We start from the raw sequence: 23,698 nt of genomic DNA on the forward strand, positions 1-23,698 counted from the left end.
GCGCCTCGCGCTCGGCCGCGCGGGCCGCGCGCCGCAGCCGCGTGCGCTCGCTCGTCTCGCGCAGGCGGGCGGCCTTGAAGACGTAGTCGACGCCGCTGAGCACCGTCATGACGAGGGCCGCCGCGAGCAGGACGTAGGCGACGGTCGTCAGCACCCCGCCCAACGGCCACCCCCAGAGGGGCAGCGTCAGCGAGCCGAGCGACAGGGTTTGCAGCATCGTCTTGAGCTTGCCGCCGCGACCGGCGGGCATGACTCCGTGCCGGATGACGACGAAGCGCAGCAGGGTGATGCCGATCTCGCGCACGAGGATCACGACCGTGACCCACCACCAGACGACGCCGAGCAGCGACAGGCCGATGAACGCGGTGCCGGTCAGGGCCTTGTCGGCGATGGGGTCGGCCACCTTGCCGAAGTTCGTGATCTCGCCCCGGCGGCGGGCCAGCTTGCCGTCGACGCCGTCGGTGACGGCGGCCAGGGCGAAGACCACCCAGGCCCAGAAGCGCCACCACGGCTCGTGGCCGCCGTCCTGGAAGAGCAGCACGGCGTAGACGGGGACGAGCAGGAAGCGCAGGACCGTCAGCGCGTTGGGCAGGTTCCAGTCGGTGGGACGGGGAGCGGGCCCCTCCCCCCGGTGGAAGGTCTGCGGGGTCATCGCGGCTCCGCGACGAGGTCGATCCCCTCGGTGCCGACGACGACGGCCTCGACGAGGTCGCCGACCTGGGGCGTCGGGGCACCGTGCGGCACGTGCACGATCGTGACGCCGTCGACCTCGGGGCCCTGGAACGCGGCGCGGCCGACCGCCGAGCCGTCCTCGTCGTCGATCTCCTCGACGAGGACGACGACGGGCTCGCCGATGCGCTCCTCGGCGCGCTGCGCGTTGAGCTCCTCGACCAGACGGGTGAACCGGTCGAGGCGCTCGGCGACGACCTCGGGAGCGAGGTGGCCGGTGTAGCCCTCGGCCTCGGTGCCGTCCTCGTCGGAGTAGCCGAACACGCCGACGACGTCGAGGCGCGCCTCGGTGAGGAAGGCCTCGAGCTCGTCGAGGTCGGCCTCGGTCTCGCCGGGGAAGCCGACGATGACGTTGCACCGGACACCGGCCTCGGGGGCGTCGGCGCGGACGCGGGCGAGCAGGTCGAGGAACGCCTCGCGCGACCCGAAGCGGCGCATCGAGCGCAGCAGCGGCTCCGACGCGTGCTGGAACGAGATGTCGTAGTAGGGCACGACGCCCGGGGTGTCTGCCATGGCCCGCAGCAGCCCGGGTCGGATCTCGGCGGGCTGAAGGTAGGACACGCGCACCCTCTCGATGCCCTCGATCGCGGTCAGCTCGGGCAGCAGCTTCTCGAGAAGGCCGAGGTCGCCGAGGTCCTTGCCGTAGGAGGTGGAGTTCTCGGAGACGAGGAAGAGCTCCTTGACGCCCTGCTGGGCGAGCCACCGGCCCTCGGCGACGACGTCGGCCGGACGCCGCGACACGAAGGCGCCCCGGAACATCGGGATGGCGCAGAAGGAGCAGCGCCGGTCACAGCCCGAGGCGATCTTGAGCGGGGCCCAGGGGCGGCCGTCGAGACGGGCCCGGATGACGCGCGGGCCGGAGGCCGGCACGGGCACGCCGTCGAGCGTGTCGCCGCCGGACGAACCGGTCTTGCTCGTCTCGGCGAGCTCGCCGTGGCCGGGCAGCGCGACGCCGGCCGCGCCGGCCTGCCGCTCGACCGGCGTGAGCGGGAGCAGCGTGCGGCGGTCGCCCGGCGTGTGGCTCTCGACGTGGCCGCCGGCGAGGATCGTCTGCAGGTGGCTGCTCATGTCGCGGTAGGAGTCGAAGCCGAGCACCGCGTCGGCCTCGGGCAGCTGGTCGGCCAGCTCCTTGCCGTAGCGCTCGGCGAGGCAGCCGACGGCCACGACCTTCTGCGTGCGGCCGCCGTCGCCCTTGAGGTCGGAGGCCTCGAGAAGGGCGTCGATGGAGTCCTTCTTGGCCTGCTCGACGAACCCGCACGTGTTGACGACGGCGACGTCCGCCTCGGACGCGTCGTCGACGAGACGCCACCCCTCGGCGAGCAGGCGGCCCGCCAGCTCCTCGGAGTCGACCTCGTTGCGCGTGCACCCGAGGGTGACGAGTGCGACGCTTCTGTCGGCGCTCGGGTGGGGAGGGGTCATGCGTCCACTCTAGATGGACGGGTGTTCAATGGCCGACATGCTCGGAACCGCCCAGCCCGGCTCCACCGACCCCGCCGACCCCGCCGCGCCCGCACGCGCGCTGCTCGCCCGTCACCCGCTCGTCGACGGCCACAACGACCTCCCCTGGGAGGCGCGCGAGCAGACCCGCTACGACTTCGACGCCCTGGACATCGGCGGCAGGGTCGCGACGACCCAGACCGACCTGCCGCGCCTCGCCGACGGGGGGGTCGGTGGCCAGTTCTGGTCGGTGTTCGTGCCGAGCACCCTCCAGGGCGACTCGGCCGTCACGGCCACCCTCGAGCAGGTCGACGCCGTCCACCGGATGATCGGGACGTATGCCGACCGCCTGGCCCTGGCGCGCACGGCGGACGAGGTGGACCGCGCCGTCGAGAGCGGTCGCATCGCGTCACTCCTCGGGGCCGAGGGCGGGCACTCGATCGGCTGCTCGCTCGGCACGCTCCGCCTGCTCCACGTGCTCGGCGTGCGCTACCTGACGCTGACCCACAACGACAACACGCCCTGGGCCGACTCGGCGACGGACGTGCCCGTCGTCGGCGGCCTGAGCGAGTTCGGGCGCGAGGTCGTCCGGGAGATGAACCGTCTCGGCATGATGGTCGACCTCAGCCACGTCGCCGCCACCACGATGCGAGCCGCGCTCGCGACGACCGCGGCGCCCGTCATCTTCAGCCACTCGTCGGCGCTCGCACTGTGCGACACCCCGCGCAACGTGCCCGACGACGTGCTCGCCGCCCTCGCGGCCAACGGCGGCACGTGCATGGTGACCTTCGTGCCCGAGTTCGTCTCCCCCGACACCGCCGCGTGGCGGGTCGAGGCCGCCGAGGCCGCCGCCGAGGTCGGCGTCGACGCCAAGGACTGGGAGGCCTTCGGCCGCTTCAGCGCCGGGTGGCAGCAGCAGCACCCGAAGCCCGACGCGACCATCGAGCAGGTCGTGGCCCACGTCGAGCACGTGCGAGAGGTCGCCGGCATCGACCACGTGGGCATCGGAGGCGACTACGACGGCACGGACACCTTCCCGGTGGGGCTCGAGGACGTCAGCGGCTACCCGCGCCTCGTCGCCGCGCTGCTCGAGCGCTCGTGGTCCGAGGACGACGTCGCCAAGCTCGTGCGCGGCAACACGCTGCGCGTCATGCGCGACGTCGAGGCCGTCGCCCGCGACCTCCAGACGACGCGGGGTCCCAGCCTGCGCACCTTCGACGAGCTCGACGGGCCGCCGACCGCCACGGTGTGAGCGCCGGCCCGCCGGGCGGCATACCTGGTCGGGAGCTACTGGCGGAAGCGGGCGATCGTGAGGCCGACGAGACGAGCGACCACCAGCGCGACGTAGAGCATGCCGGCGATCTGCTGGAGCAGCACGAACGCCCGTGCGTGGGGCTCGACGGCGTAGATGTCGGACAGGCCGGTCGAGGTCATCGTCGTGATGGAGAGGTAGAGCAGCTCGAACCAGGTGCGGGTGCCGGGGTCGGTCTCGCCGTAGATCGTGAACGAGTGCGGGTAGGCGATCTGGACGGCGAGGTAGAGGTACGCGAAGCCCCACGCCACCACCGTGAACGTCGCACCCGTCGCGTACAGCTCGTCGCGCGTCACCCAGTTGTCGGCGAACATGTACCGAAGCAGGCCGTAGCCGGTGTAGAGGTAGAAGAGCGCGTGCAGCACCGAGCTCCAGAAGGTCAGCGTGGTGTTGTCGCTCCAGATCGCCTCGGCGACGGTCAGGATGACGACGGGGCCGCCGAGGAGCACCGCCACCCAGGTGAGCGCCGGGGTCGCGCGGACGGCCCGGACCGCGAGGAACAGCACGACGAGGCCGATGAGGCCGAAGATCGCGCGCCCGACCTCCTGCACATCGCCCCGGCGCGTCTCGATGAAGGGGTAGGCGACCAGGGCCGCGAGCTGGACGAAGAGCAGCAGTGCGCACGGCAGCTCGGTGATCTTGCGCCGGAGGCGGTCGATGCGCGACGGCGGCCCCGTCCGACGCGGCGATGACGGCCAGAGCTCCAGCGAGGCACTCACCCCTCGGACTCTAGTGGCGCCCCCGTCAAGAACGCGTCAAGAGCCGTCAGCGCCGGGTCAAGCGCCCCGGCTCCGGGACAGGCGCCGGAGTAGGAACAAGGCATGGTCACCAACATCCTCCTGGGCCTCGTGGCGCTCGCTCTGCTCGGCTACCTCGTCCACGTCCTGCTCCATGCGGATCGCTTCTGATGAGCGACACCGTCAGCGGGCTGCTCACGATCGCCGTCCTGGTGGCAGCACTGGCGATCGTCCACGTGCCGCTCGGCAACTGGATGGCAAAGGTCTTCACCGACGAGAGGCACTGGCGCGTCGAGCGCCTCGTCTACCGTCTCTGCCGCGTCGATCCCACGTCGCAACAGCGGTGGACGACGTACGCCGTCGCCATCATGGGGTTCTCCGTCGTCGGCGTCGTGCTCCTCTTCCTGATGATCATGCTGCAGGGCGCGCTCCCCCTCGCCCGCGGCGCCGCGATGGACGTGGACACCGCGGTCAACACGGCCGTCTCGTTCGTCACGAACACCAACTGGCAGTCGTATGCCGGCGAGGCCGGGACGTCGCCGTTCGTGCAGACCGTGGGCCTGACCGTCCAGAACTTCGTCTCCCCCGCGGTCGGCCTCGCCGTCGCGGTCGCCCTCGTGCGCGGCCTCGTCCGCTCGGGCGGCTCGGAGCTCGGCAACTTCTGGGTCGACCTCGCGCGCGGTCTCTTCCGGGTGATCGTGCCGATCGCCGTGGTCGGCGCAGTCGTGCTGCTGCTCGGTGGCGTCATCCAGAACCTCACCGAACCGACGACCGTCACGACGCTCTCGGGCGGGCACCAGGTGATCCAGGGCGGCCTCGTCGCCTCGCAGGAGTCGATCAAGGAGCTCGGCACCAACGGCGGTGGCTACTTCAACGCGAACTCGGCGCACCCCTTCGAGAACCCGAACGCGTTCACCGACCTCGTCGAGATCTTCCTGCTCCTCGTCATCCCGTTCTCGCTGCCCCGCACCTACGGCGTCCTCGTCGGCGACCGTCGACAGGGCTGGACCGTCCTCGGCTTCATGGCGATCCTGTGGGCGCTCATGCTCACGGCGGTCACGTGGGCCGAGGTGCACGCCGCGGCCGGCCCGCTCGGGGGGATGGAGGGCAAGGAGCTGCGCTTCGGCGTCTGGCCCTCGGCGCTCTTCGCGACGAGCACCACGGCCACGTCGACCGGCGCCGTCAACTCGATGCACGAGAGCTTCTCGGCGCTCGGTGGCGGCGGCGCGCTCTTCAACATGATGCTCGGCGAGCTGTCACCAGGTGGCGTGGGCACCGGCCTCTACAGCGCGCTGCTCGTCGCGGTGCTCACGGTGTTCATCGCCGGGCTCATGGTGGGGCGCACTCCCGAGCTGCTCGGCAACCAGATCGGCCGGCGCGAGATCACCCTGACCGCCCTGGCCGTCCTCGTCATGCCGACGTTGGTCCTCGCCTTCACGGGCGTCGGCATGGTCGCACCCCTCGTGGCCTCCCAGATGCTCGCCGACGGGCCGCACGGGCTCACCGAGGTCATGTACGCCTACGCCTCTGCCGCGAACAACAACGGGAGCGCCTTCGCGGGGTTCTCCGCGGACACGCCGTACACCAACCTCACATTGGCGCTGTGCATGTTCCTCGGTCGCTTCGTCCCCATCGTCCTCGTGCTGGCCCTCGCCGGCTCGTTCGTGGCACAGCGCCGCCGCCCCGTCACCGCCGGCACGCTGCCCACCCACACCCCCACCTTCATCGGCCTGTTCGTCGGGGTGGCCGTCGTCGTCGGCGGTCTCACCTTCTTCCCGGCTCTGGCCCTCGGACCCCTTGCGGAGGCACTCTCATGACCCGGTCGTCCACGACCACCACGCCGCGCGTCCCGGCAGCGTCCGAGACGGCTGCCACGGCGCTCGCCCCGCACCGGCACCACCACGGCGACGAGCTGATCCGCCCCGGCCGGCCAAGCGCGTCGTACGCGCAGCTGGGACGGCAGCTGGTCACCACCTTTCCCCAGGCTGTCGTCAAGCTGGACCCGCGCCACGTCTGGCGCAGCCCGGTGATGTTCGTCGTCTGGGTCGGCTCGGTGGTCACGACCGTCCAGGCGGTCGCCGATCCGTCGTGGTTCGCCTGGGCGGTCACCGTCTGGCTCTGGGCCACGGTGCTGTTCGCCAACATGGCCGAGGCCGTCGCCGAGGGCCGCGGGAAGGCGCAGGCCGCCACCCTGCGCGCCACCCGGAAGACCACGACCGCCGTGCGTCGCCTCCCCGACGGGTCCGTCGAGACCGTCGCGGCCTCGGACCTGACGATCGGCGATGTCGTCGTCGTCCGACCCAACGAGGTCATCCCCGGAGACGGTGACGTCATCGAGGGCATGGCCACCGTCGACGAGTCGGCCATCACCGGCGAGTCGGCCCCTGTGATCCGAGAGTCCGGCGGTGACCGGAGCGCCGTGACAGGTGGCACGACCGTGCTGTCGGACGGGATCGCCGTGCGCATCACGACCCGACCCGGAGAGACCTTCATCGACCGGATGATCGCCCTCGTCGAAGGCGCCTCGCGCCAGAAGACCCCGAACGAGATCGCCCTGACGATCCTGCTCACCGTCCTGACGATCATCTTCCTGCTGGCCGTCATGGCCATGCAACCGATGGCGATCTACTCCGGGCAGGCACAGCCCCCCGTCGTCCTCGTCGCGCTGCTGGTGTGCCTGATACCGACGACGATCGGGGCCCTCCTGTCGGCGATCGGGATCGCAGGCATGGACCGGCTCGTCCAGCACAACGTGCTCGCCACGTCCGGCCGTGCCGTCGAGGCGGCGGGTGACGTCTCGACGCTCCTGCTCGACAAGACGGGCACCATCACCTACGGGAACCGTCGCGCGGCGCAGCTGCTCGCCGCTCCGGGTCTCGGCAACGAGGAGATCACCCGAGCGGCCTACGTGTCCTCGCTCGCCGACGAGACGCCCGAGGGCCGCTCGATCGTCGAGCTGGCGGCCGCGGCCCTCGACGTGCCCTCCCGTGAAACGCTGGACCGGCTCCCCCGCGCCGGGGCGACCTTCGTCCAGTTCACGGCCGCGACGCGGATGTCGGGCGCCGATCTTCCCGACGGCACGCTCTACCGCAAGGGGGCGGCGGACTCCGTCGCGCGCTGGGTGACCGGCCACGGCGGCCAGATGCCGAGCGGCGTGCTCACCGAGGTCGACGGGATCGCCACCTCGGGCGCCACCCCCCTCGCCGTCGCGGTGAAGGAGCCCGGACGAGCACCTCGCGTCCTCGGCGTCATCCACCTCAAGGACGTGGTCAAGCCAGGCATGAAGGAGCGCTTCGCCCAGCTGCGCGCCATGGGCATCCGGACCGTCATGATCACGGGCGACAACCCGCTCACGGCACGGTCGATCGCCGCCGAGGCCGGCGTCGACGACTACCTCGCCGAGGCGACGCCCGAGGACAAGATGGCCCTGATCAAGCGGGAGCAGGAGGGCGGCCGACTCGTCGCCATGACCGGCGACGGCACCAACGACGCTCCGGCCCTGGCCCAGTCCGACGTCGGCGTCGCGATGAACACCGGCACGATGGCGGCCAAGGAGGCGGCCAACATGGTCGACCTCGACTCCGACCCCACCAAGCTCATCGACGTCGTGTCGATCGGCAAGCAGCTGCTGATCACCCGCGGTGCGCTGACGACGTTCTCGATCGCCAACGACATCGCCAAGTACTTCGCGATCATCCCGGCGATGTTCGTCGTCCTGTTTCCCGGCCTCGACGCGCTGAACATCATGGGACTGGCCTCCCCGCGGTCGGCGATCACCTCGGCCGTCATCTTCAACGCCCTCATCATCATCGCGTTGATCCCCCTGTCTCTCAGGGGAGTTCGCTACCGCGCCGCCGGTAGCACCGCCCTGCTCCGACGCAACATCTGGATCTACGGCCTGGGCGGCATCGTGGCCCCGTTCATCGGGATCAAGCTGCTCGACGTCGTCGTGAGCCATCTCCCCGGAATGATGTGATACCGATGACCAGCACCATGAGCTCCTTCGTCAAGCAGTCGTGGGCGGCCCTACGCGTCATGCTCGTGCTCACCGTCGTGCTCGGGCTCGTCTACCCCGCCCTCGTGTGGGGCGTCGGGCAGGTCGTCGCGCGGCACCAGTCCGCCGGCTCCCTCGTCAGGGTCGACGGCCGAGTGGTGGGGTCCTCCCTCATCGGGCAGCAGTGGTCCGGCGACCAGTGGTTCCACGGTCGCCCGTCGGCCAGCGACTACTCCGGCGACACCAGCGGCGGCTCCAACCTCTCGGGGTCTGCGCTCGCGGACGAGGTCGCCAAGCGGGCGTCTGCCGCCGGGCTGGACCCGACGACGGCTCCTGCAGACGCCCTGACGGCGTCCGGCAGCGGACTCGACCCGCACATCTCGCCGGCCTACGCGGTGAGCCAGGTCGGGCGGCTCGCAGCGGCTCGCGGGCTCGACCCGGCCCGGGTCCTGGCGCTCGTCAGGCAGCACACGACCGGGCGCCAGCTCGGCTTCCTCGGCCAGCCGCGTGTCGATGTCCTCGCGCTCAACCTCGCGCTCGCGCGTCTGTCCGGGGGAGACCCTCGCTGACCTGCGAGGATCGGGCCATGGCAGGAGGACCCGAGCAGCCGGTCCTCGGCGGCGAGCCGGGCGGGCCGTCGACCGCCGGTCGAAGCCGGGGACGCGGCTCGCTGCGGATCTATCTCGGCGCCGCTCCGGGCGTCGGCAAGACCGTCGCCATGCTCGACGAAGCGCACCGCCGTCTCGACCGGGGCACCGACGTCGTCGTCGGCATCGTCGAGACCCATGGACGGCCACACACCGCAGCGCTGCTCGAGGGGCTCGAGGTGCTCCCCCGCCGCAGCGTGGTCTACCGCGGCAGCATCCTGCCGGAGCTCGACGTCGAGGCCGTGCTCGCCCGGCAGCCCCACGTCGTGCTCGTCGACGAGCTGGCGCACACGAACGTGGGCCCCGACCTCGGTGCCGTGGGCCCGGAAGGCCACGCGGACGTCACGGGCGCGGGGGCCCACGAGAAGCGGTGGCAGGACGTCGAGACGATCCTCGAGGCCGGCATCGACGTGCTCTCGACCCTCAACATCCAGCACCTCGAGTCGCTCAACGACACCGTCGAGTCGATCACCGGCGTGCGCCAGCGCGAGACCGTCCCCGACGAGGTCGTGCGCCGGGCGGCACAGGTCGAGCTCGTCGACATGACGCCGGAAGCCCTGCGCCGCAGGCTCGCCCACGGCAACGTCTACGCCCCCGAGAAGGTCGACGCCGCGCTCGCCAACTACTTTCGGATCGGCAACCTGTCGGCCCTGCGCGAGATTGCCCTGCTGTGGCTCGCCGACCGGGTCGACGAGGCCCTCGAGCGCTACCGGGCCGACGAGGGCATCGAGTCGCCGTGGCCCGCCCGTGAGCGGGTCGTCGTCGCGCTCACGGGCGGCCCGGAGAGCGAGACCCTGCTGCGTCGCGGCGCTCGCATCGCCACGCGCGTCGCCGGTGGCGAGCTCATCGCCTGCCACGTCCGTTCCTCCGAAGGGCTTGCGACGTCCGACCCGGCCGCGATCACCCGGCTCCGTCGGCTCGCACGCGACCTCGGGGCCGAGTTCCACGACGTCTCCGGCAACGACGTCGCCGAGGCGATCCTCGACCACGCGCGTGGGGTCAACGCGACCCAGATCGTCGTGGGCGTCAGCCGCCGCAGCCGCTGGCAGCAGCTGCTCCGGCCCGGGATCGCGGCAGCGGTCGCCGACGGCTCGGGAGACATCGACGTGCACCTCGTGTCGCACGAGGGATCGAAGGTCGGCCACCGACGTGCCCGCATGACCGGGCTCCCTGCCAGACGCGTCGTCGCCGGCCTCGTCCTCGCCGTGCTCGCACTCGCGGCGCTCACCGCAGTGCTCGTGGCGACACGCGAGGGCCACACCCTCTCTCTCGACCTGCTGCTCTACCTCGCCCTCACGGTCGTCTGCGCCCTCGTCGGCGGCATCTGGCCGGCTCTCTTCTGCGCCGTCGTCGGCTCGCTCGCGGTCAACTGGTTCTTCACCGAGCCGAGGGGCACTCTCACGATCAGCGACCCACCGAACGCCCTGGCGCTCGCCGTCTTCGTCCTCGTCGCCATGGCGGTCTCGTCCGTGGTCAACCTCGCCGCACGGCGCACCGAGCAGGCCGTGTCGGCCGAACGAGAGTCGGCCGCACTGGCCGCCCTGAGCCGCGACCTGCTCGCCGAGCCACGCCCCCTCCCCGCCCTGCTCGACCGCGCCCGCGACGACCTCGGGATGCGAGCCGCGGTGCTCACCGAGCGAGGCCGCGACGGTGGGAGGGTCGTGGTCGCCTCCACGGACCCGGCCAACGCCGTCGGGGCCCAGCTGCCGCAACGCGCGACGTGGGCCGTCGACGTCACCGTCGACGACGGGGTGCACCTGCTCCTCGACGGCCCGCCGCTGGCGGCCGAGGACCAGCGGGTCGTCGAGGCGTATGCCGCGCACGCCACGATCCTGCACGGGCGCGAGCAGCTCGTGCGTTCAGCCCGCGAGGCAGCCGGGCTCGCCCGCGACAGCGCCGCACGCACGACGCTGCTCGCGGCCGTCTCGCACGACCTCCGGACGCCGCTAGCGAGCATCAAGGCCGGAGTCTCGACGCTGCGCCAGGCGGGCCTCACCCTGTCGACCGACGACGAGGCCGAGCTGCTCGAGTCGGTCGAGGAGTCGGCCGACCGGCTCGACGCCCTCATCGGCAACCTGCTGGACCTCTCACGTCTCGAGACCGGCACGGTGCGCCCCCACAGCCACTCGGTCGACCTGCTCGATGCGGTCGTCTCGACGGTCCGCACGACGAGCGCCCCGTCGCGGGTCGACCTCGACCTCGAGTCCGACCTCCCGCCCGTCCGGGTCGACCTCGGCCTGCTCGACCGGGTGCTCGCCAACGTCGTCGAGAACGCCCTGCGGCACAGCGGCGCCGCAGACGTACGGGTGACCGCGGGCCGCATCGGCGACACGGTGCAGCTGCGGGTGGTCGATCGCGGGCCGGGCGTCGACGACGCCGACAAGGACCGCATCTTCGCCGCCTTCCAGCGCCTCGGCGACGCCCCCAGGGGCGACGGACTCGGGCTCGGCCTCGCCGTCGCGCGAGGCCTCATGAACGTCATGGGAGGTGCCCTCGTGCCCGAGGACACCCCTGGCGGCGGCCTGACGATGGTGCTCGAGCTGCCGGTCGCCACGTCGTCCGCCCCGCCGTCCGCCACGCCGTCCGCCCCGTCGCACGTCCCACCGCAGGCTCGCAGCGACGTCGACACCGCCGACGCCCACGACCATCCGCAACCGGCGACGACCACCGAGGAGGACGCGTGACCCGAGTGCTCGTCGTCGACGACGACCCACGCCTGCAGCGGACGCTGGCCATCGCGCTGCGTGCCCACGGCCACGAGGTCGTCACCGCGGGCGACGGACGCACCGCGGTGCAGTCGGTCGCCGAGGACACCCCCGACGTCGTCATCCTCGACCTCGGCCTGCCCGACCTCGACGGCACCGAGGTGCTGCGGCGCATCCGGGCCGGGTCGGTGGTCCCCGTGATCGTGCTCTCGGCCAGGCACGAGTCCGACGACAAGATCGAGGCCCTCGACCTCGGCGCCGACGACTACGTGACCAAGCCCTTCGGCGTGGAGGAGCTGCTGGCGCGGGTCCGGGCCGCCCTGCGGCGTGGTGGCGCCCAGGGCCAGCACCTCGAGCCGATGACGACCGACCACTTCCGCCTCGACTTCGTCGAGCGCCGCGCGACCGTCGCCGGGGTCGACGTGCGTCTCACCCCCACGGAGTGGCGCCTGCTCGAGGCCCTGTGCCGCGAGCCCGACCACCTCGTCTCGCAGCAGGACCTGCTGAGGGCCGTGTGGGGGCCGTCGTACGGGCGGGAGTCGAACTACCTGCGCGTCTACGCCAACCAGCTGCGGCGCAAGCTCGAGCCCGACCCGGCCAACCCCCGTCACCTGATCACCGAACCCGGCCTCGGCTACCGCTTCCACCCCTGAACCGTCGAGAGGCCACGTGCGGCCTCTCGACGGTTGAAGGGCTCCGGAACTGGCCCCTCGACGGTGGAGGGTCAGTAGCGCTCGCGGCCGCCGCGGTCGGTGAGGTTCCAGGCGTCCTCGGACTCCTCGTCGTCCTCGTCGACCGTCGGCGTCAGGTCGCCGGGCGTCCACCGTGCTGCCGGCATCGCCTGCGTGCTGTCGCCGTCGTAGTCGTCGCCCGCCTCACGTCGCTCGCCACGCTCGGCCACCAGCGCCGCCGTGCGCTGCGGCGCCGCCGACCCGTTGTCACCGTCGTCCCCGAGCGCCGTGGCAGCCGCCGTGTCGGGCTCGGCGGCGACGTCGACCGGCGATGCGGCATACGGCCCCTCGTCGCTCGGCGTCTCGTCGGCGACGGGGTGGGGCACCTCGTCGCCGCGCAGCAGCGCGAGCGTCTGCGGCAGGTCGTCGGGCCGCACGAGCACGTCGCGCGCCTTGGACCCCTCGCTCGGGCCGACGATGCCGCGCGACTCGAGCAGGTCCATGAGCCGGCCGGCCTTCGCGAAGCCGACGCGCAGCTTGCGCTGGAGCATCGACGTCGAGCCGAACTGCGTCGTGACGACCAGCTCGGTGGCCTGGAGCAGCACGTCGAGGTCGTCGCCGATGTCGTCGTCGATCTGCTTCTTCGGCGCGGCGACCGTGACGTCCTCGACGTAGTTGGGCTTGAGCTGCGTCGTGACGAACTTGACGACCTCGTGGATCTCGGACTCGTTGACCCACGCACCCTGCACGCGCATCGGCTTGCTCGCGCCCATGGGCAGGAAGAGCGCGTCGCCCTGGCCGATCAGCTTCTCGGCGCCGGGCTGGTCGAGCACGACGCGGCTGTCGGCGAGCGAGCTCGTCGCGAACGCCATGCGGGAGGGCACGTTGGCCTTGATGAGGCCGGTGACGACGTCGACGGACGGACGCTGCGTGGCCAGGACGAGGTGGATGCCGGCCGCGCGAGCCAGCTGCGTGATGCGCACGACCGACTCCTCGACGTCGCGCGGCGCGACCATCATGAGGTCGGCGAGCTCGTCGACGACGACGAGCAGGTACGGGTAGGTCGTGATCTGCCGCTCTGAGCCCGGCAGCGGCTTGACCTTGCCGGCGCGCACCGCCTTGTTGAAGTCGTCGACGTGCTTGAAGCCGAACGCCGCGAGGTCGTCGTAGCGCTGGTCCATCTCCTTGACGACCCAGGCGAGGGCCTCGGCGGCCTTCTTGGGGTTGGTGATGATCGGGGTGATGAGGTGCGGGATGCCTTCGTACGCCGTCAGCTCGACGCGCTTGGGGTCGACGAGGATGAGGCGCACCTCCTCCGGCGTCGAGCGCATGAGGATCGAGGTGATCATCGAGTTGACGAAGCTCGACTTTCCGGAGCCCGTGGCTCCCGCGACGAGCAGGTGCGGCATCTTCGCGAGGTTGGCGATGACGTACGCGCCCTCGACGTCCTTGCCGACGCCCATGACCATCGGGTGCTCGTTGCTGCGTGCGGTGTGGCTGCGCAGGACGTCGCCGAGCGCGACGTTCTCACGGTCGAGGTTGGGGATCTCGATGCCGATCGCGGACTTGCCGGGGATCGGGCTGAGGATGCGCACGTCGGCCGACGCGACGGCATACGCGATGTTCTTGGAGAGGGCGGTGACGCGCTCGACCTTGGTGCCGGAGCCGAGCTCGACCTCGTAGCGGGTGACCGTCGGGCCACGGGTGAACCCGGTGACGGCGGCGTCGATGTCGAACTGGTCGAAGACACCCGTGAGCGACTCGACGACACGGTCGTTCGTCTCGCTGCGGGTCTTGTGCGGGGGGCCCGGCGTCAGCATCGAGTGGTCGGGCAGCTGGTAGGTGATGTCGCCGCCGAGGCTCAGCTGCTCGACGCGAGCGGGCAGGTCGGACATGGGCGGCGGGATGAGCTCGGCCTTGGGGCCGACCTTGCTCGTGTCGGGGGCGCCGAGCGTCTTCGGGTCGGTGGCGTCGATCGCCTTCTCGCCGCTGGGCCGCGGCGCGAGGACACCCGGAGCGGTCGGGCGCTTCTCGCCGGGACGCACGCGCGCCGCCGGCTCGCCGTCGGCGCCCTTCTGCGCGGCCTGGCGGAACGCCTCGTCGCCGTCGCGGTCGGCGAGGTCGACCGGCTTGCGGCGTGCCCGCTTGAGTGCTGCCGTGGGGGCGTCCTCGGGCTCGGCGGCCGCATCGTCGTGGTGACTGCGCTCGATGACGAGCGCCTTGAGCTGGCGCAGCCGCGTCGGGATCATGTTGACGGGCGTCGCCGTGATGACGAGCAGGCCGAAGACCCCCAGCAGGACCAGCAGCACGATCGCGCCGTAGGGCGACACGGCGGCGGCGAGGGGGCTCGACGCGAGGAAGCCGAGGATGCCGCCGGCCGCGCGCATGCCGACGGCGCCGTCGGGCGGGTTCGGGATGCCGTCGGCGAGGTGTGCCAGCCCACAGGCGGCGAAGGTCAGCGCGATGGTGCCGACGACGATGCGGCTCGTCGTCGCCTCGTCCTGGGGAGCGCGGAGCATGCGGAGGCCGAGGGCCAGCAGGACGAGCGGGACGGCATACGCGACGCGGCCGAAGGTGCCGGCGAAGATCGCGTGCACGACCTGCCCGAAGGTGCCGGCGACGCCCCACCACTCGCGGGCCGCCACGACGACGGCGAGTGCGAGCAGGGCGAAGCCGATGCCGTCGCGACGGTGCTCCGGCTCGAGGTCGGCGGCGCTGTGACCGACGCGTCGCACCGCTCCCCCGGCCATGTGGGAGACGCCCATCCACGTGCTGCGCATGGCGCTGAGCGGGAAGGGCAGCCCACCGTCACGCGCCTTGGAGGCAGCCTTCGCCGGGGGCTTGCGCGCGGCGGGCTTGCGCTGCGCGGGCCTCGACGAGCGTGCGGCGGGGGGACGCGACGAGGTGCTGCCGGTGGCCCCCTTGGCGCGGGTGGCCGCTGCGGTGCTCGAGCGCTGGCTGCTGGACGGACGTGACCCCATGGTCGCACCGTACGTCAAGGCACCTCTGAACTCACGTGTCACACGCGCAACAGGGGAACATCGGCGCGACGACGCGCCCGAGGGTGCGGATCGGGTCTCGGGTGGGGCCGGCGGGCTCCGCCGCCACCGGGTCGTGTGCCGCCGCCACCCACCCGTCTCAGATTCCGACACCCGCGGACCGGTCGGTGGACAGCCTGCCGCCACCCGCCTATCTTCGATGCAGGTCATGAGTGCCAGTGACAAGCCCCGGCTCGCTGGCCAGCAACCCTCCTCCGCGGTGGGGTGCTCCGGGTGACGACCAGGTCGACCCCGATCAGCTCGTGTGATCGCGGCCGGCAAGCGCGGACCTGCATCCGGTGGGTCCCTCGGCCCCAGGAGCACTCCCATGTCGGTTCTTCCCAGCACCTCCGTCTGTGGTGGCAGCCCCGCCCCGGTGGTCCGCGCCCGCGCGCTGCACGTCGTCCCCGACGCCGCAGCGTTGCCGACGGTGGTCGGCGCAGGACTGCGCGTGCCGACGCTGCACGGCGACACGGCGTACGCGAACCTCGACCACGCGGCGTCCACGCCGGCTCTCGAGACCGTCAGGGCCGCCGTCGACCGTGCCCTGGAGACGTACTCGTCGGTGCACCGTGGCGCCGGCTTCGCCTCACGGCTGACGAGCGCGTGGTACGAGCAGGCACGGGCGGAGGTCGCTGCCTTCGTCGGTGCCCGTGACGACGACTCGGTCATCTTCACGCGCACGACGACGGACTCCTGGGCGCTGCTGAGCAAGGCGCTGCCGAGCCGCACGACGGTCTTCGTCTTCGGCACCGAGCACCACTCCACCCTGCTGCCCTGGGGTCGCTTCCGCACCGTGCGCCTGCCCGTGCCGCAGACGGTCGAGGACGCCCACGCGCTCCTCGAGGACGCCTTGGCCGACCACCCGTCGCGCCACCGCCTCGTCGTGCTCACCGCCGCCTCGAACGTGACCGGCGAGGTGTGGCCCGTCGAGCGCTTCGCCGCGCTGGCCCACGACCACGGCGCCCGCATCGCCGTCGACGCCGCCCAGCTCTCGGCCCACCGGAGGATCGACCTCGCGGGCTGGGACGCCGACTACGTCGCCTTCTCCGGCCACAAGACGTACGCCCCCTACGGTGCGGGTGTGCTCGCGGGCCGTTCCGACTGGCTCGACGCCGGCAACCCGTACCTGCTCGGGGGCGGCGCGACGCGCTCGGTCACCGAGGAGGGCACGACGTGGGCGACCGGCCCGGCCCGCCACGAGGGCGGCAGCCCGAACGTCATCGGCGCCATCGCCCTCGCCGCCGCGTGCGCCACGGTCAGCCGCCACCGCGAGGCCATCGAGGCGCACGAGACGCAGCTGCTCGAGCGCCTGACCGCCGGCCTCGACGGGGTGCCGGGCGTCGAGGTGCTCTCGATCTTCGGTGAGGACCACGACCGGGTCGGCGTGGTCGCCTTCACGATCGACGGCTGGGACTCCTCGCTCGTCTCGCAGGTGCTCTCGGTGGAGCACGGCATCGGGGTGCGCGACGGCAAGTTCTGCGCCCACCTGCTCGTGGACGAGCTGCTCGAGGACCCGTGGGGCGAGCGGTCGGGAACCGCGGTGCGGGCCAGCATCGGTCTCGGCTCGACGCTCGAGGGCGTCGACCGTCTCGTGTCCGCCGTGGCAGGGCTCGTCGAGCACGGTCCGACGGCGTCGTGGACGCTGACCGACTCGGGCTGGGCCCTCGACGGCGCCGACCCGCGCGACGTGGAGGTCGAGCGCCCCTGGTGACCTCGGGGGCGGCACGCCACCACGTCCGGCGGGCAGGGCACGTCGAGGACGGGCTGATGGTCCGCCTCTCGAGGGGGTGATCACCCCAGCAGACGGCGGACGACTCGACGGGCGACCGGTCGCACCGTCGTCACCGCGCTGTCGTCGCGCCCGGTGTGCCCGGTGTGCCCGGTGTGCTCGGTGTGCTCGGTGTGCTCAGCGCCCGGGCAGGGCGTAGCTCGCCCAGACCGCCGCGTGGTCGGCACGGTTGATCGCGACCTGACCCGCCGAGACGACGGTCAGGCCGCGGCTCAGCAGGTGGTCGAGCTGCACGAACGCGGGGAGGCGGTTGCCCGCGAAGGGCCACGTCCGCACCCAGCCCTCGCCGTCGGTCAGCTGTGCGTCGTCGAGGCCCTCGGCGAGGTCGCGCATGCCGGGGTGGCCGTAGGAGGCGTTGAAGTCGCCGGCCATGACGACCGGCCCGTCTCCGTGGTGGCGTTCGTTCCACGACTGGAGCGCCCTCAGGCCGGCGCGCCACTCGACGGTGTCACCGCGCAACGGAGCCGTCGGGTGCGCGACCTTGAGGCGCACCGTCCCGTTCGGCGCCGTGACGTCGAGCTCGGGCTGAGTGCTCTGCGTGCCCTCCACCGACGGGTCGGTGCCGGCGCTGCGGACCGAGAGCGGATAGCGCGAGAGCACCATCGTGCCCGTGAAGGTGCCGGGACGGGCCACCCCCTCGCGCTGGGTGAAGTAGTCGCGGGCCCCCTCCGCGTCGAGCCTTCGGAGCAGGGCGGGCGTCGCCTCCACCAGCACCAGCACGTCGACGGCGTGGAAGCGGACGGCGGCCATGAGCTGGTTCGCGTTGGCCGCGCCCACCCAGACGTTCGCCGACATGACCGTGAGATCGGCTTCGGCCTTCGGCGAGGTCGAGGCCCTGAACCCCGGTGCCGCCACGGCGACAGCGACGGCCAGCGCGACGGCGACCGGGATCGCGGTCACCCACCGTCGCAGCACGAGCGCGGTGACCGTGAGCAGCAGGAGTCCGATGAGCACGAAGGGTCCCGCGGTCTGCAGCACGACGACGAGGTATGCCGTCGAGTCGAGCCAGCGCAGCGCCCCGACAGCGACGAGGACGAGCAGGACGAGGGCGATCGCGACGTCGAGCCACCTCCGGCGGCCGCGACGTCGCCCCGGGCCTGCCGACGGGTCGTCGGTGTATTCGGTGTATTCGCTGTCGTGAGCGTCGTCGGCGTCGCCGGGCCCGCTCGGCGGGGGTGCCCCGTCGACCTCCTGCACGGTCACCTCAGGCCTGCAGCACGACCGGGATGATCATCGGCCGGCGCCGGATCTTGCCACCGACCCACGACCCGACGGCGCGCCGCACGACCTGCTGCAGCTGCTGGTCGTCGCGCACGCCGTTGGCGACGGCCTCCTCGACGGCCCGCTCGACCTTCGGGATGACCTGCTGGAAGATCTCCTCGTCCTCGACGAAGCCGCGCGCCGTGATCTCGGGTCCGCTCGCGATCTTCCCCGTCGCGGCGTCGAGCACGACGATGCAGGTGATGAAGCCCTCGTCGCGCAGGATGCGGCGGTCCTTGAGCAGGGCCTCGTCGGCGCCACCGACGCTGCTGCCGTCGACGTAGACGTATCCGCACTCGACGACGCCGGAGACGGACGCCTGGCCGTCGACGAGGTCGACGACGACGCCGTCCTCGGCCAGCACCACGTTGTCGCGGGGGACCCCCGACTGGATCGCGAGCTGCGCGTTGGCGTACATGTGACGCCACTCGCCGTGGACCGGCAGGACGTTGCGCGGCTTGACGATGTTGTAGCAGTAGAGCAGCTCGCCGGCGCTGGCGTGGCCGGAGACGTGCACCTTGGCGTTGCCCTTGTGCACGACGTTGGCGCCGAGGCGCATCAGGCCGTTGATGATGCGGTAGACGGCGTTCTCGTTGCCCGGGATGAGGCTGCTCGCGAGCAGCACGGTGTCGCCGGGGCCCACGTCGATGCGGTGTTCGCGGTTGGCCATTCGGGACAGCGCTGCCATGGGCTCACCCTGCGAGCCGGTGCAGATGAGGACGACCTCGTCGTCGCGCAGGCTGTCGATCTTCTTGATGTCGATGAGGATGCCGTCGGGCACCTTGAGGTAGCCGAGCTCCGACGCGATCCCCATGTTGCGCACCATCGAGCGGCCCACCATGGCGACCTTGCGACCGGCCTTCTCGGCGGCGTCGAGCACCTGCTGGACGCGGTGCACGTGGCTGCTGAAGCAGGCGACGATGATGCGGCGCTCGGCGTGGCGGAAGACCTTGTCGATGGCCGGGGCGATCTCGAGCTCGGGCGTGGTGAAACCGGGCACGTCGGCGTTGGTCGAGTCGGTGAGGAAGAGGTCGACGCCCTCCTCGCCGAGTCGGGCGAACGCGCGCAGGTCGGTGAGGCGGCCGTCGAGCGGCAGCTGGTCCATCTTGAAGTCGCCGGTGTGCAGCAGCGTGCCGGCCTCGGTGCGCACGAACACGGCGAGTGCGTCGGGAATCGAGTGGTTGACCGCGACGAACTCGAGGTCGAATACGCCGAGCCGCTCGCGCTGCCCCTCCTTGACCGCCATGGAGTACGGCCGGATGCGGTGCTCCTTGAGCTTGGCCTCGACGAGGGCGAGGGTCAGCGTCGAGCCGATGAGCGGGATGTCGCCCTTGAGCTTGAGCAGGTACGGGACCGCGCCAATGTGGTCCTCGTGGCCGTGCGTCAGCACGATCGCCTCGATGTCGTGGAGGCGGTCCTCGATGTAGCTGAAGTCCGGGAGGATGAGGTCGACGCCCGGGTGGTGGTCCTCGGGGAAGAGGACGCCGCAGTCGATGACGAGGAGCTTGCCCTTCGTCTCGATGACGGCCATGTTGCGACCGACCTCGCCGAGCCCACCGAGCGCGACGACCCGCAGGCCGTTGTCGGGGAGGGCGGGTGGGGTCGTCAGCTCGGGGTGGGGATGGCTCACGGGTGTCCTGTCGTTCGGTGGTGCGCCCGGGCCGACTCGGGCCCGAGCAGAGGTCAGGCGGCGGTCATCCGACCGCCGAGATGGCGTCGCGCACGAGCGCGGTCTGGGAGTCGTCGGCCTCGACGAGCGGCAGGCGCACGACCGGGGAGGCGATGACGCCCTGCACGACGAGACCGGCCTTGGCCATGATCGCGCCCTGGGTGACGTTCATGACGGCGTTGACGAGCGGTGTGAGGCGGCGGTGCACGGCGCGGGCGTCGTCCCACCTGCCGTCGACGACGGCGTCGGCCATCTCGCGGTATGCCGCCGGGGCCACCTGCGAGGTGACCCCGACGAAGCCGGCGGCCCCGTTGGCGAAGTGGCCGAGGTTCATGGCGTCGTCGCCGGAGTACCAGTCGAGCCCGGTCTCCTGCATCATCTCGCTCGCGAACCAGAGGTCGCCGCGGGCGTCCTTGACCGCAGCGATGCGCTCGTGCCCGGCGATGCGCAGGTAGGTCTCGCGGGCGATGGCGATGCCCGACCGGCCCGGGATGTCGTAGACCATGACGGGCAGGTCGCTCGCGTCGGCGATCGCGGTGAAGTGCGCGACGAGCCCGGCCTGGGGCGGCTTGTTGTAGTAGGGCGTCACGGCGAGCACGGCGTGGGCACCGGCCTTCTCGGCGAGACGCACGGACTCGATGCTCTTGGCGGTGTCGTTGCTGCCGGCTCCGGCGATGACCACGCAGCGGTCACCCACCGCCTCGATGACCGCTCGCAGCAGCTGGTCCTTCTCGCTCGCAGAGGTCGTCGGCGACTCGCCGGTCGTGCCCGAGACGACGAGGCCGTCGTGGCCGGCGTCGACGAGGTGCGTCGCGAGGCGCTGGGCCGCGTCGAGGTCGAGCGAACCGTCGGCCCGCATCGGGGTGACGATCGCCGAGAGAACACGTCCGAGGGCGGGTGCGTCAGCCATGGGCCCAAGGTTAGCGCCCCGCCCGACACGCCCACGTCGCGCGCCCACGAGTGGACGCTACTGGCACGTTCAGGACGTCCGACACTCACGTCTGACAGTCACGTCTGACGGTGCCGGCTGGCAGCGACGTCTGACAGCACGAACGAAAAGGGCGAGGCACTACTCGCTCGGGGGTCCGAGTAGTGCCTCGCCACCCACTACATCGGCGACCGCCAGTGGGCGTTACAGCCCGGACGGAACTTTCTTCAGGGAGCGTCGCGAGCGCCGTCGCGCCGCTCGTAGGTGACCCAGGAGAAACCGGTCCCGGCCTCGCGGGCGGTCTCCACCCACGTGTCCGGGTCGATGGCGGGGAACGTGACCGAGCCCGGCGGGGACTGCTCGACCTCGGTGACCAGCAGTCGGGCGGCATACGGCAGGGCGAGACGGTAGACCTCTCCCCCGCCGACGACGAAGAGCTCTCTTTCTCGGGGCACGAGGTCGAGCGCCTGCTGCAGCGAGTGCGCGACCTCGACCCCGTCATGGCTCCACCCGGTGTCGCGCGTGACGACGATGCTGCGCCGGCCGGGCAGCACCCCCATCGTGTCGAACGTGCGCCGTCCCATCACCATCGGGTGGCCCATCGTCGTGCGCTTGAAGAACTTGAGGTCCTCGGGCAGGTGCCACGGCATCGTCAGGCCGTCGCCGATGACGCCGTTGCGACCGACGGCGGCGATCATCGTCACGTTCGGTCGCACCTCGGTCATGTGGTCAAGGCTCGCAGACGCGCCGCGCTCACACGGCGATGGGTGCCTTGATGCCGGGCTCGGCGACATAGTCGAGCAGCTCGAAGTCGTCGAGGTCGAAGTCGTCGATGTTCGTCTTGCCGGGCGTGATGCGCATCGTCGGGAGCGCGTGCGGCGTGCGGCCCAGCTGCAGGCGCGCCTGCTCGAGGTGGTTGAGGTAGAGGTGCGCGTCGCCGAGGGTGTGCACGAACTCGCCCGGATCGAGGTCGGTGAGCTGCGCGATCATCTGCGTGAGCAGCGCGTAGCTGGCGATGTTGAACGGCACACCGAGGAAGATGTCGGCGCTGCGCTGGTAGAGCTGGCACGAGAGGCGGCGGCGTCCGTCGGCGCCGGGCGGGGAGACGTAGAACTGGAACATCGTGTGGCACGGCGGCAGCGCCATGTCGTCGACGTCGGCGACGTTCCAGGCCGACACGATGAGGCGCCGGCTGTCGGGGTTGGTGCGGATCTGCTCGATGACCTTGGCGATCTGGTCGACGCGCCGGCCGTCGGGGGTCGGCCAGGACCGCCACTGGTAGCCGTAGATCGGGCCGAGGTCGCCGGTCGCGGGGTCGGCCCACTCGTCCCAGATGCTGATGCCGCGCTCCTGGAGCCACCGCACGTTGGTGTCGCCGCGGAGGAACCACAGCAGCTCGCCGATGATCGAGCGCAGGTGCAGCTTCTTGGTCGTCATGGCCGGGAAGCCGTCGGCGAGGTCGAACCGCATCTGGTGGCCGAACACGCTGAGCGTGCCGGTGCCGGTCCGGTCGGACTTCTCCTGACCGTGGGTCAGGACGTGGTCGAGGAGGTCGAGGTACTGCCGCACGTCCGGAAGCGTAACCCGCCGCACCGACTCCCCATCGGTTCGATGTACCAGCGCGTCGTGGGTGACGCGCTGGTACATCGAACCCCGCGCCGGTCAGGCGGTGCGGACCTCTTCGCGACGGTGGGCGGCCAGCTGGTCCACGACGGCGCGGGCCGCGGCGCGACCGGCCCGGTTGGCGCCGATGGTCGAGGCTGACGGGCCGTAGCCGACGAAGTGGATGCGCGGGTCGGCGGTCGACGTGGTGAAGGTGTGGGTGTCGTAGGGGGCCCGAAGCCGTATGCCGCCGTGCTCGCTCCGGAGCCGCAGTGGCGCGAGGTGCCCGACGGTCGGGCGGAACCCGGTCGCCCAGATGATCGCGTCCGCCGGCTCGAACGACCCGTCCGCCCACCGCACGCCGTCCGGCTCGATGCGCTCGAACATCGGGCGACGGTCGTACGCCCCCAGCTCGGCTGCGCGGGCCTCCTGGGGTCGCAGGAGCAACCCGGTGACGCTGACGACGCTCTGCGGCGCGAGGCCGCGCGCCACCCGCTCCTCGACGAGCGCCACGGCCCGGCGGCCGGCGTCCTCGGTGAAGGGCCCGCTCCGCCAGACCGGCTGCCGCCGCGTCACCCAGGTGGTGCGAGCGACCGGCGCGAGCTCGCCGAGGATCTGCACGGCGGAGGCGCCGCCGCCGACGACGACCACCCGCGGCCCTGCGAGGTCGTCCGGCCCGGCGTAGTCGGCGGTGTGCAGCTGGCGCCCGCGGAAGGTCTCGATGCCCGGGTAGTACGGCCGGAACGGGGTCTCCCACGTGCCGGTCGCGTTGACGACCGCCCGCGTCAGCCACGCGCCGGCCGTGGTCTCCACCCGGAGCAGCCCCTCGGCGGAGCCGTCCACCGGCACCACGCCGCGCACCCGGGCCGGTCGCACCACCGGGAGGCCGAAGCGCCGCTCGTAGGCCTCGAAGTACGCCGGCACCACGACGTTGGCCCGCGCGCGTTGGTCCACGTCGCCCAGCGGCATACCGGGGAGGTCGGCCACGCCGTGCACGTCGTGCATGGTCAGGCTGTCCCATCGGTGCTGCCACGCACCCCCCGGCGCCCGGTTGGCGTCGAGCACGACGAACGGCCCGACGCCGAGCCGCTGGAGGTGATGGGCGGCAGACAGCCCGGCCTGGCCGGCGCCGATCACGACCGCGTCGACGACCTCTGCACGCATGCTCGTTGAACGC

General features: G+C 71.8%; 17 protein-coding genes, 1 pseudogene and 1 riboswitch. Of the genes and pseudogenes, 8 read left to right on the forward strand and 10 right to left on the reverse strand.

Annotated features, from left to right (window positions below; all coding sequences use genetic code 11):
* Nucleotides 1-7: 7 nt before the first annotated feature.
* Both pgsA and rimO read right to left on the reverse strand, forming a co-directional pair.
* Nucleotides 8-652 (reverse strand): annotated as a pseudogene (gene pgsA, locus ACFQ2V_RS00275) (CDP-diacylglycerol--glycerol-3-phosphate 3-phosphatidyltransferase); the annotation flags it as partial.
* Nucleotides 649-2,148 (reverse strand): 30S ribosomal protein S12 methylthiotransferase RimO, encoded by a 1,500-nt coding sequence (gene rimO / locus ACFQ2V_RS00280; RefSeq protein ID WP_386049914.1) that lies wholly within the window; start codon nt 2,146-2,148, stop codon nt 649-651. The gene rimO and the pseudogene pgsA, both read right to left, overlap by 4 nt.
* Before the next feature lie 28 nt (nt 2,149-2,176).
* Between rimO and ACFQ2V_RS00285 the strand changes: the two genes are divergently transcribed.
* Nucleotides 2,177-3,418, forward strand: coding sequence for a dipeptidase (locus ACFQ2V_RS00285; protein ID WP_386049915.1), 1,242 nt, complete (start codon nt 2,177-2,179; stop codon nt 3,416-3,418).
* A 35-nt stretch (nt 3,419-3,453) separates the two neighbouring features.
* Here ACFQ2V_RS00285 and ACFQ2V_RS00290 read toward each other — a convergent pair whose 3' ends face one another.
* The gene (locus tag ACFQ2V_RS00290) at nt 3,454-4,197 is read right to left on the reverse strand and encodes an ion channel (RefSeq protein WP_386049916.1); all 744 of its coding nucleotides are present in this window, start codon (nt 4,195-4,197) and stop codon (nt 3,454-3,456) included.
* 102 nt (nt 4,198-4,299) lie between these two features.
* Here ACFQ2V_RS00290 and kdpF point away from each other — a divergent pair, with 102 nt between their 5' ends.
* Genes kdpF through ACFQ2V_RS00320 form a run of 6 tightly spaced genes read left to right on the forward strand, consistent with a single transcriptional unit; the run spans nt 4,300 to nt 12,214 of the window.
* Nucleotides 4,300-4,386, forward strand: coding sequence for a K(+)-transporting ATPase subunit F (kdpF, locus tag ACFQ2V_RS00295; RefSeq protein ID WP_386051010.1), 87 nt, complete (start codon nt 4,300-4,302; stop codon nt 4,384-4,386).
* Nucleotides 4,386-6,032 carry a potassium-transporting ATPase subunit KdpA gene (gene kdpA / locus ACFQ2V_RS00300; protein WP_386049917.1) on the forward strand — a complete coding sequence of 549 codons (1,647 nt, stop codon included), beginning with the start codon at nt 4,386-4,388 and terminating at the stop codon, nt 6,030-6,032. Before kdpF ends, kdpA begins: the two co-directional genes overlap by 1 nt.
* A complete protein-coding gene (kdpB, locus tag ACFQ2V_RS00305) occupies nt 6,029-8,191 on the forward strand; it encodes a potassium-transporting ATPase subunit KdpB (protein ID WP_386049918.1) in 2,163 nt (720 codons plus the stop codon). Before kdpA ends, kdpB begins: the two co-directional genes overlap by 4 nt.
* A 5-nt stretch (nt 8,192-8,196) precedes the next feature.
* Nucleotides 8,197-8,778: a potassium-transporting ATPase subunit KdpC gene (gene kdpC / locus ACFQ2V_RS00310; protein WP_386049919.1), complete on the forward strand. Its 582-nt coding sequence runs from the start codon at nt 8,197-8,199 to the stop codon at nt 8,776-8,778.
* A 17-nt stretch (nt 8,779-8,795) separates the two neighbouring features.
* Complete coding sequence (locus tag ACFQ2V_RS00315; protein ID WP_386049920.1) at nt 8,796-11,540, forward strand: DUF4118 domain-containing protein; 2,745 nt, start codon at nt 8,796-8,798, stop codon at nt 11,538-11,540.
* Nucleotides 11,537-12,214 (forward strand): response regulator transcription factor, encoded by a 678-nt coding sequence (locus tag ACFQ2V_RS00320; protein ID WP_386049921.1) that lies wholly within the window; start codon nt 11,537-11,539, stop codon nt 12,212-12,214. The genes ACFQ2V_RS00315 and ACFQ2V_RS00320 overlap by 4 nt, the downstream gene beginning before the upstream one ends.
* Nucleotides 12,215-12,285: 71 nt before the next feature.
* Here the strand turns inward: ACFQ2V_RS00320 and ACFQ2V_RS00325 are convergent, their stop codons facing one another.
* A complete protein-coding gene (locus ACFQ2V_RS00325; RefSeq protein WP_386049922.1) occupies nt 12,286-15,213 on the reverse strand; it encodes an FtsK/SpoIIIE family DNA translocase in 2,928 nt (975 codons plus the stop codon).
* 222 nt (nt 15,214-15,435) lie between these two features.
* Nucleotides 15,436-15,561: riboswitch (SAM riboswitch) on the forward strand.
* 37 nt (nt 15,562-15,598) lie between these two features.
* Here ACFQ2V_RS00325 and ACFQ2V_RS00330 point away from each other — a divergent pair.
* On the forward strand, nt 15,599-16,984 hold the full coding sequence (locus ACFQ2V_RS00330) for an aminotransferase class V-fold PLP-dependent enzyme (RefSeq protein ID WP_386049923.1): 1,386 nt from the start codon (nt 15,599-15,601) through the stop codon (nt 16,982-16,984).
* A gap of 195 nt (nt 16,985-17,179) precedes the next feature.
* Here ACFQ2V_RS00330 and ACFQ2V_RS00335 read toward each other — a convergent pair whose 3' ends face one another.
* The 6 genes from ACFQ2V_RS00335 to ACFQ2V_RS00360 form a co-directional block, all read right to left on the reverse strand.
* Entirely contained in the window at nt 17,180-18,265 is a 1,086-nt protein-coding gene (locus ACFQ2V_RS00335; RefSeq protein ID WP_386049924.1) for an endonuclease/exonuclease/phosphatase family protein, read from the reverse strand.
* Nucleotide 18,266: 1 nt separating this feature from the next.
* Nucleotides 18,267-19,952 carry a ribonuclease J gene (locus ACFQ2V_RS00340; RefSeq protein ID WP_386049925.1) on the reverse strand — a complete coding sequence of 562 codons (1,686 nt, stop codon included), beginning with the start codon at nt 19,950-19,952 and terminating at the stop codon, nt 18,267-18,269.
* 64 nt (nt 19,953-20,016) lie between these two features.
* A complete protein-coding gene (gene dapA, locus ACFQ2V_RS00345; RefSeq protein WP_386049926.1) occupies nt 20,017-20,901 on the reverse strand; it encodes a 4-hydroxy-tetrahydrodipicolinate synthase in 885 nt (294 codons plus the stop codon).
* Between the two features lie 245 nt (nt 20,902-21,146).
* On the reverse strand, nt 21,147-21,644 hold the full coding sequence (locus ACFQ2V_RS00350) for a dihydrofolate reductase (RefSeq protein ID WP_386049927.1): 498 nt from the start codon (nt 21,642-21,644) through the stop codon (nt 21,147-21,149).
* 28 nt (nt 21,645-21,672) lie between these two features.
* Nucleotides 21,673-22,488, reverse strand: coding sequence for a thymidylate synthase (locus ACFQ2V_RS00355; RefSeq protein WP_386049928.1), 816 nt, complete (start codon nt 22,486-22,488; stop codon nt 21,673-21,675).
* A gap of 93 nt (nt 22,489-22,581) precedes the next feature.
* Nucleotides 22,582-23,685, reverse strand: coding sequence for an NAD(P)-binding domain-containing protein (locus ACFQ2V_RS00360; RefSeq protein ID WP_386049929.1), 1,104 nt, complete (start codon nt 23,683-23,685; stop codon nt 22,582-22,584).
* Nucleotides 23,686-23,698 lie beyond the last annotated feature (13 nt).

The organism is Terrabacter terrigena, from assembly GCF_042676085.1.
Taxonomy (GTDB): Bacteria; Actinomycetota; Actinomycetes; order Actinomycetales; family Dermatophilaceae; genus Terrabacter; species Terrabacter terrigena.

Bases quoted from the DNA above. Each gene is read 5' to 3' on its own strand.
- ACFQ2V_RS00285 (WP_386049915.1), top strand. From the start codon at position 2,177: ATGGCCGACATGCTCGGAACCGCCCAGCCCGGCTCCACCGACCCCGCC.
- ACFQ2V_RS00315 (WP_386049920.1), top strand. From the start codon at position 8,796: ATGGCAGGAGGACCCGAGCAGCCGGTCCTCGGCGGCGAGCCGGGCGGG.
- dapA (WP_386049926.1), bottom strand. From the start codon at position 20,901: ATGGCTGACGCACCCGCCCTCGGACGTGTTCTCTCGGCGATCGTCACC.
- kdpF (WP_386051010.1), top strand. From the start codon at position 4,300: ATGGTCACCAACATCCTCCTGGGCCTCGTGGCGCTCGCTCTGCTCGGC.
- kdpC (WP_386049919.1), top strand. From the start codon at position 8,197: ATGACCAGCACCATGAGCTCCTTCGTCAAGCAGTCGTGGGCGGCCCTA.
- rimO (WP_386049914.1), bottom strand. From the start codon at position 2,148: ATGACCCCTCCCCACCCGAGCGCCGACAGAAGCGTCGCACTCGTCACC.
- ACFQ2V_RS00330 (WP_386049923.1), top strand. From the start codon at position 15,599: ATGTCGGTTCTTCCCAGCACCTCCGTCTGTGGTGGCAGCCCCGCCCCG.
- ACFQ2V_RS00360 (WP_386049929.1), bottom strand. From the start codon at position 23,685: ATGCGTGCAGAGGTCGTCGACGCGGTCGTGATCGGCGCCGGCCAGGCC.
- ACFQ2V_RS00350 (WP_386049927.1), bottom strand. From the start codon at position 21,644: ATGACCGAGGTGCGACCGAACGTGACGATGATCGCCGCCGTCGGTCGC.
- kdpB (WP_386049918.1), top strand. From the start codon at position 6,029: ATGACCCGGTCGTCCACGACCACCACGCCGCGCGTCCCGGCAGCGTCC.
- kdpA (WP_386049917.1), top strand. From the start codon at position 4,386: ATGAGCGACACCGTCAGCGGGCTGCTCACGATCGCCGTCCTGGTGGCA.
- ACFQ2V_RS00325 (WP_386049922.1), bottom strand. From the start codon at position 15,213: ATGGGGTCACGTCCGTCCAGCAGCCAGCGCTCGAGCACCGCAGCGGCC.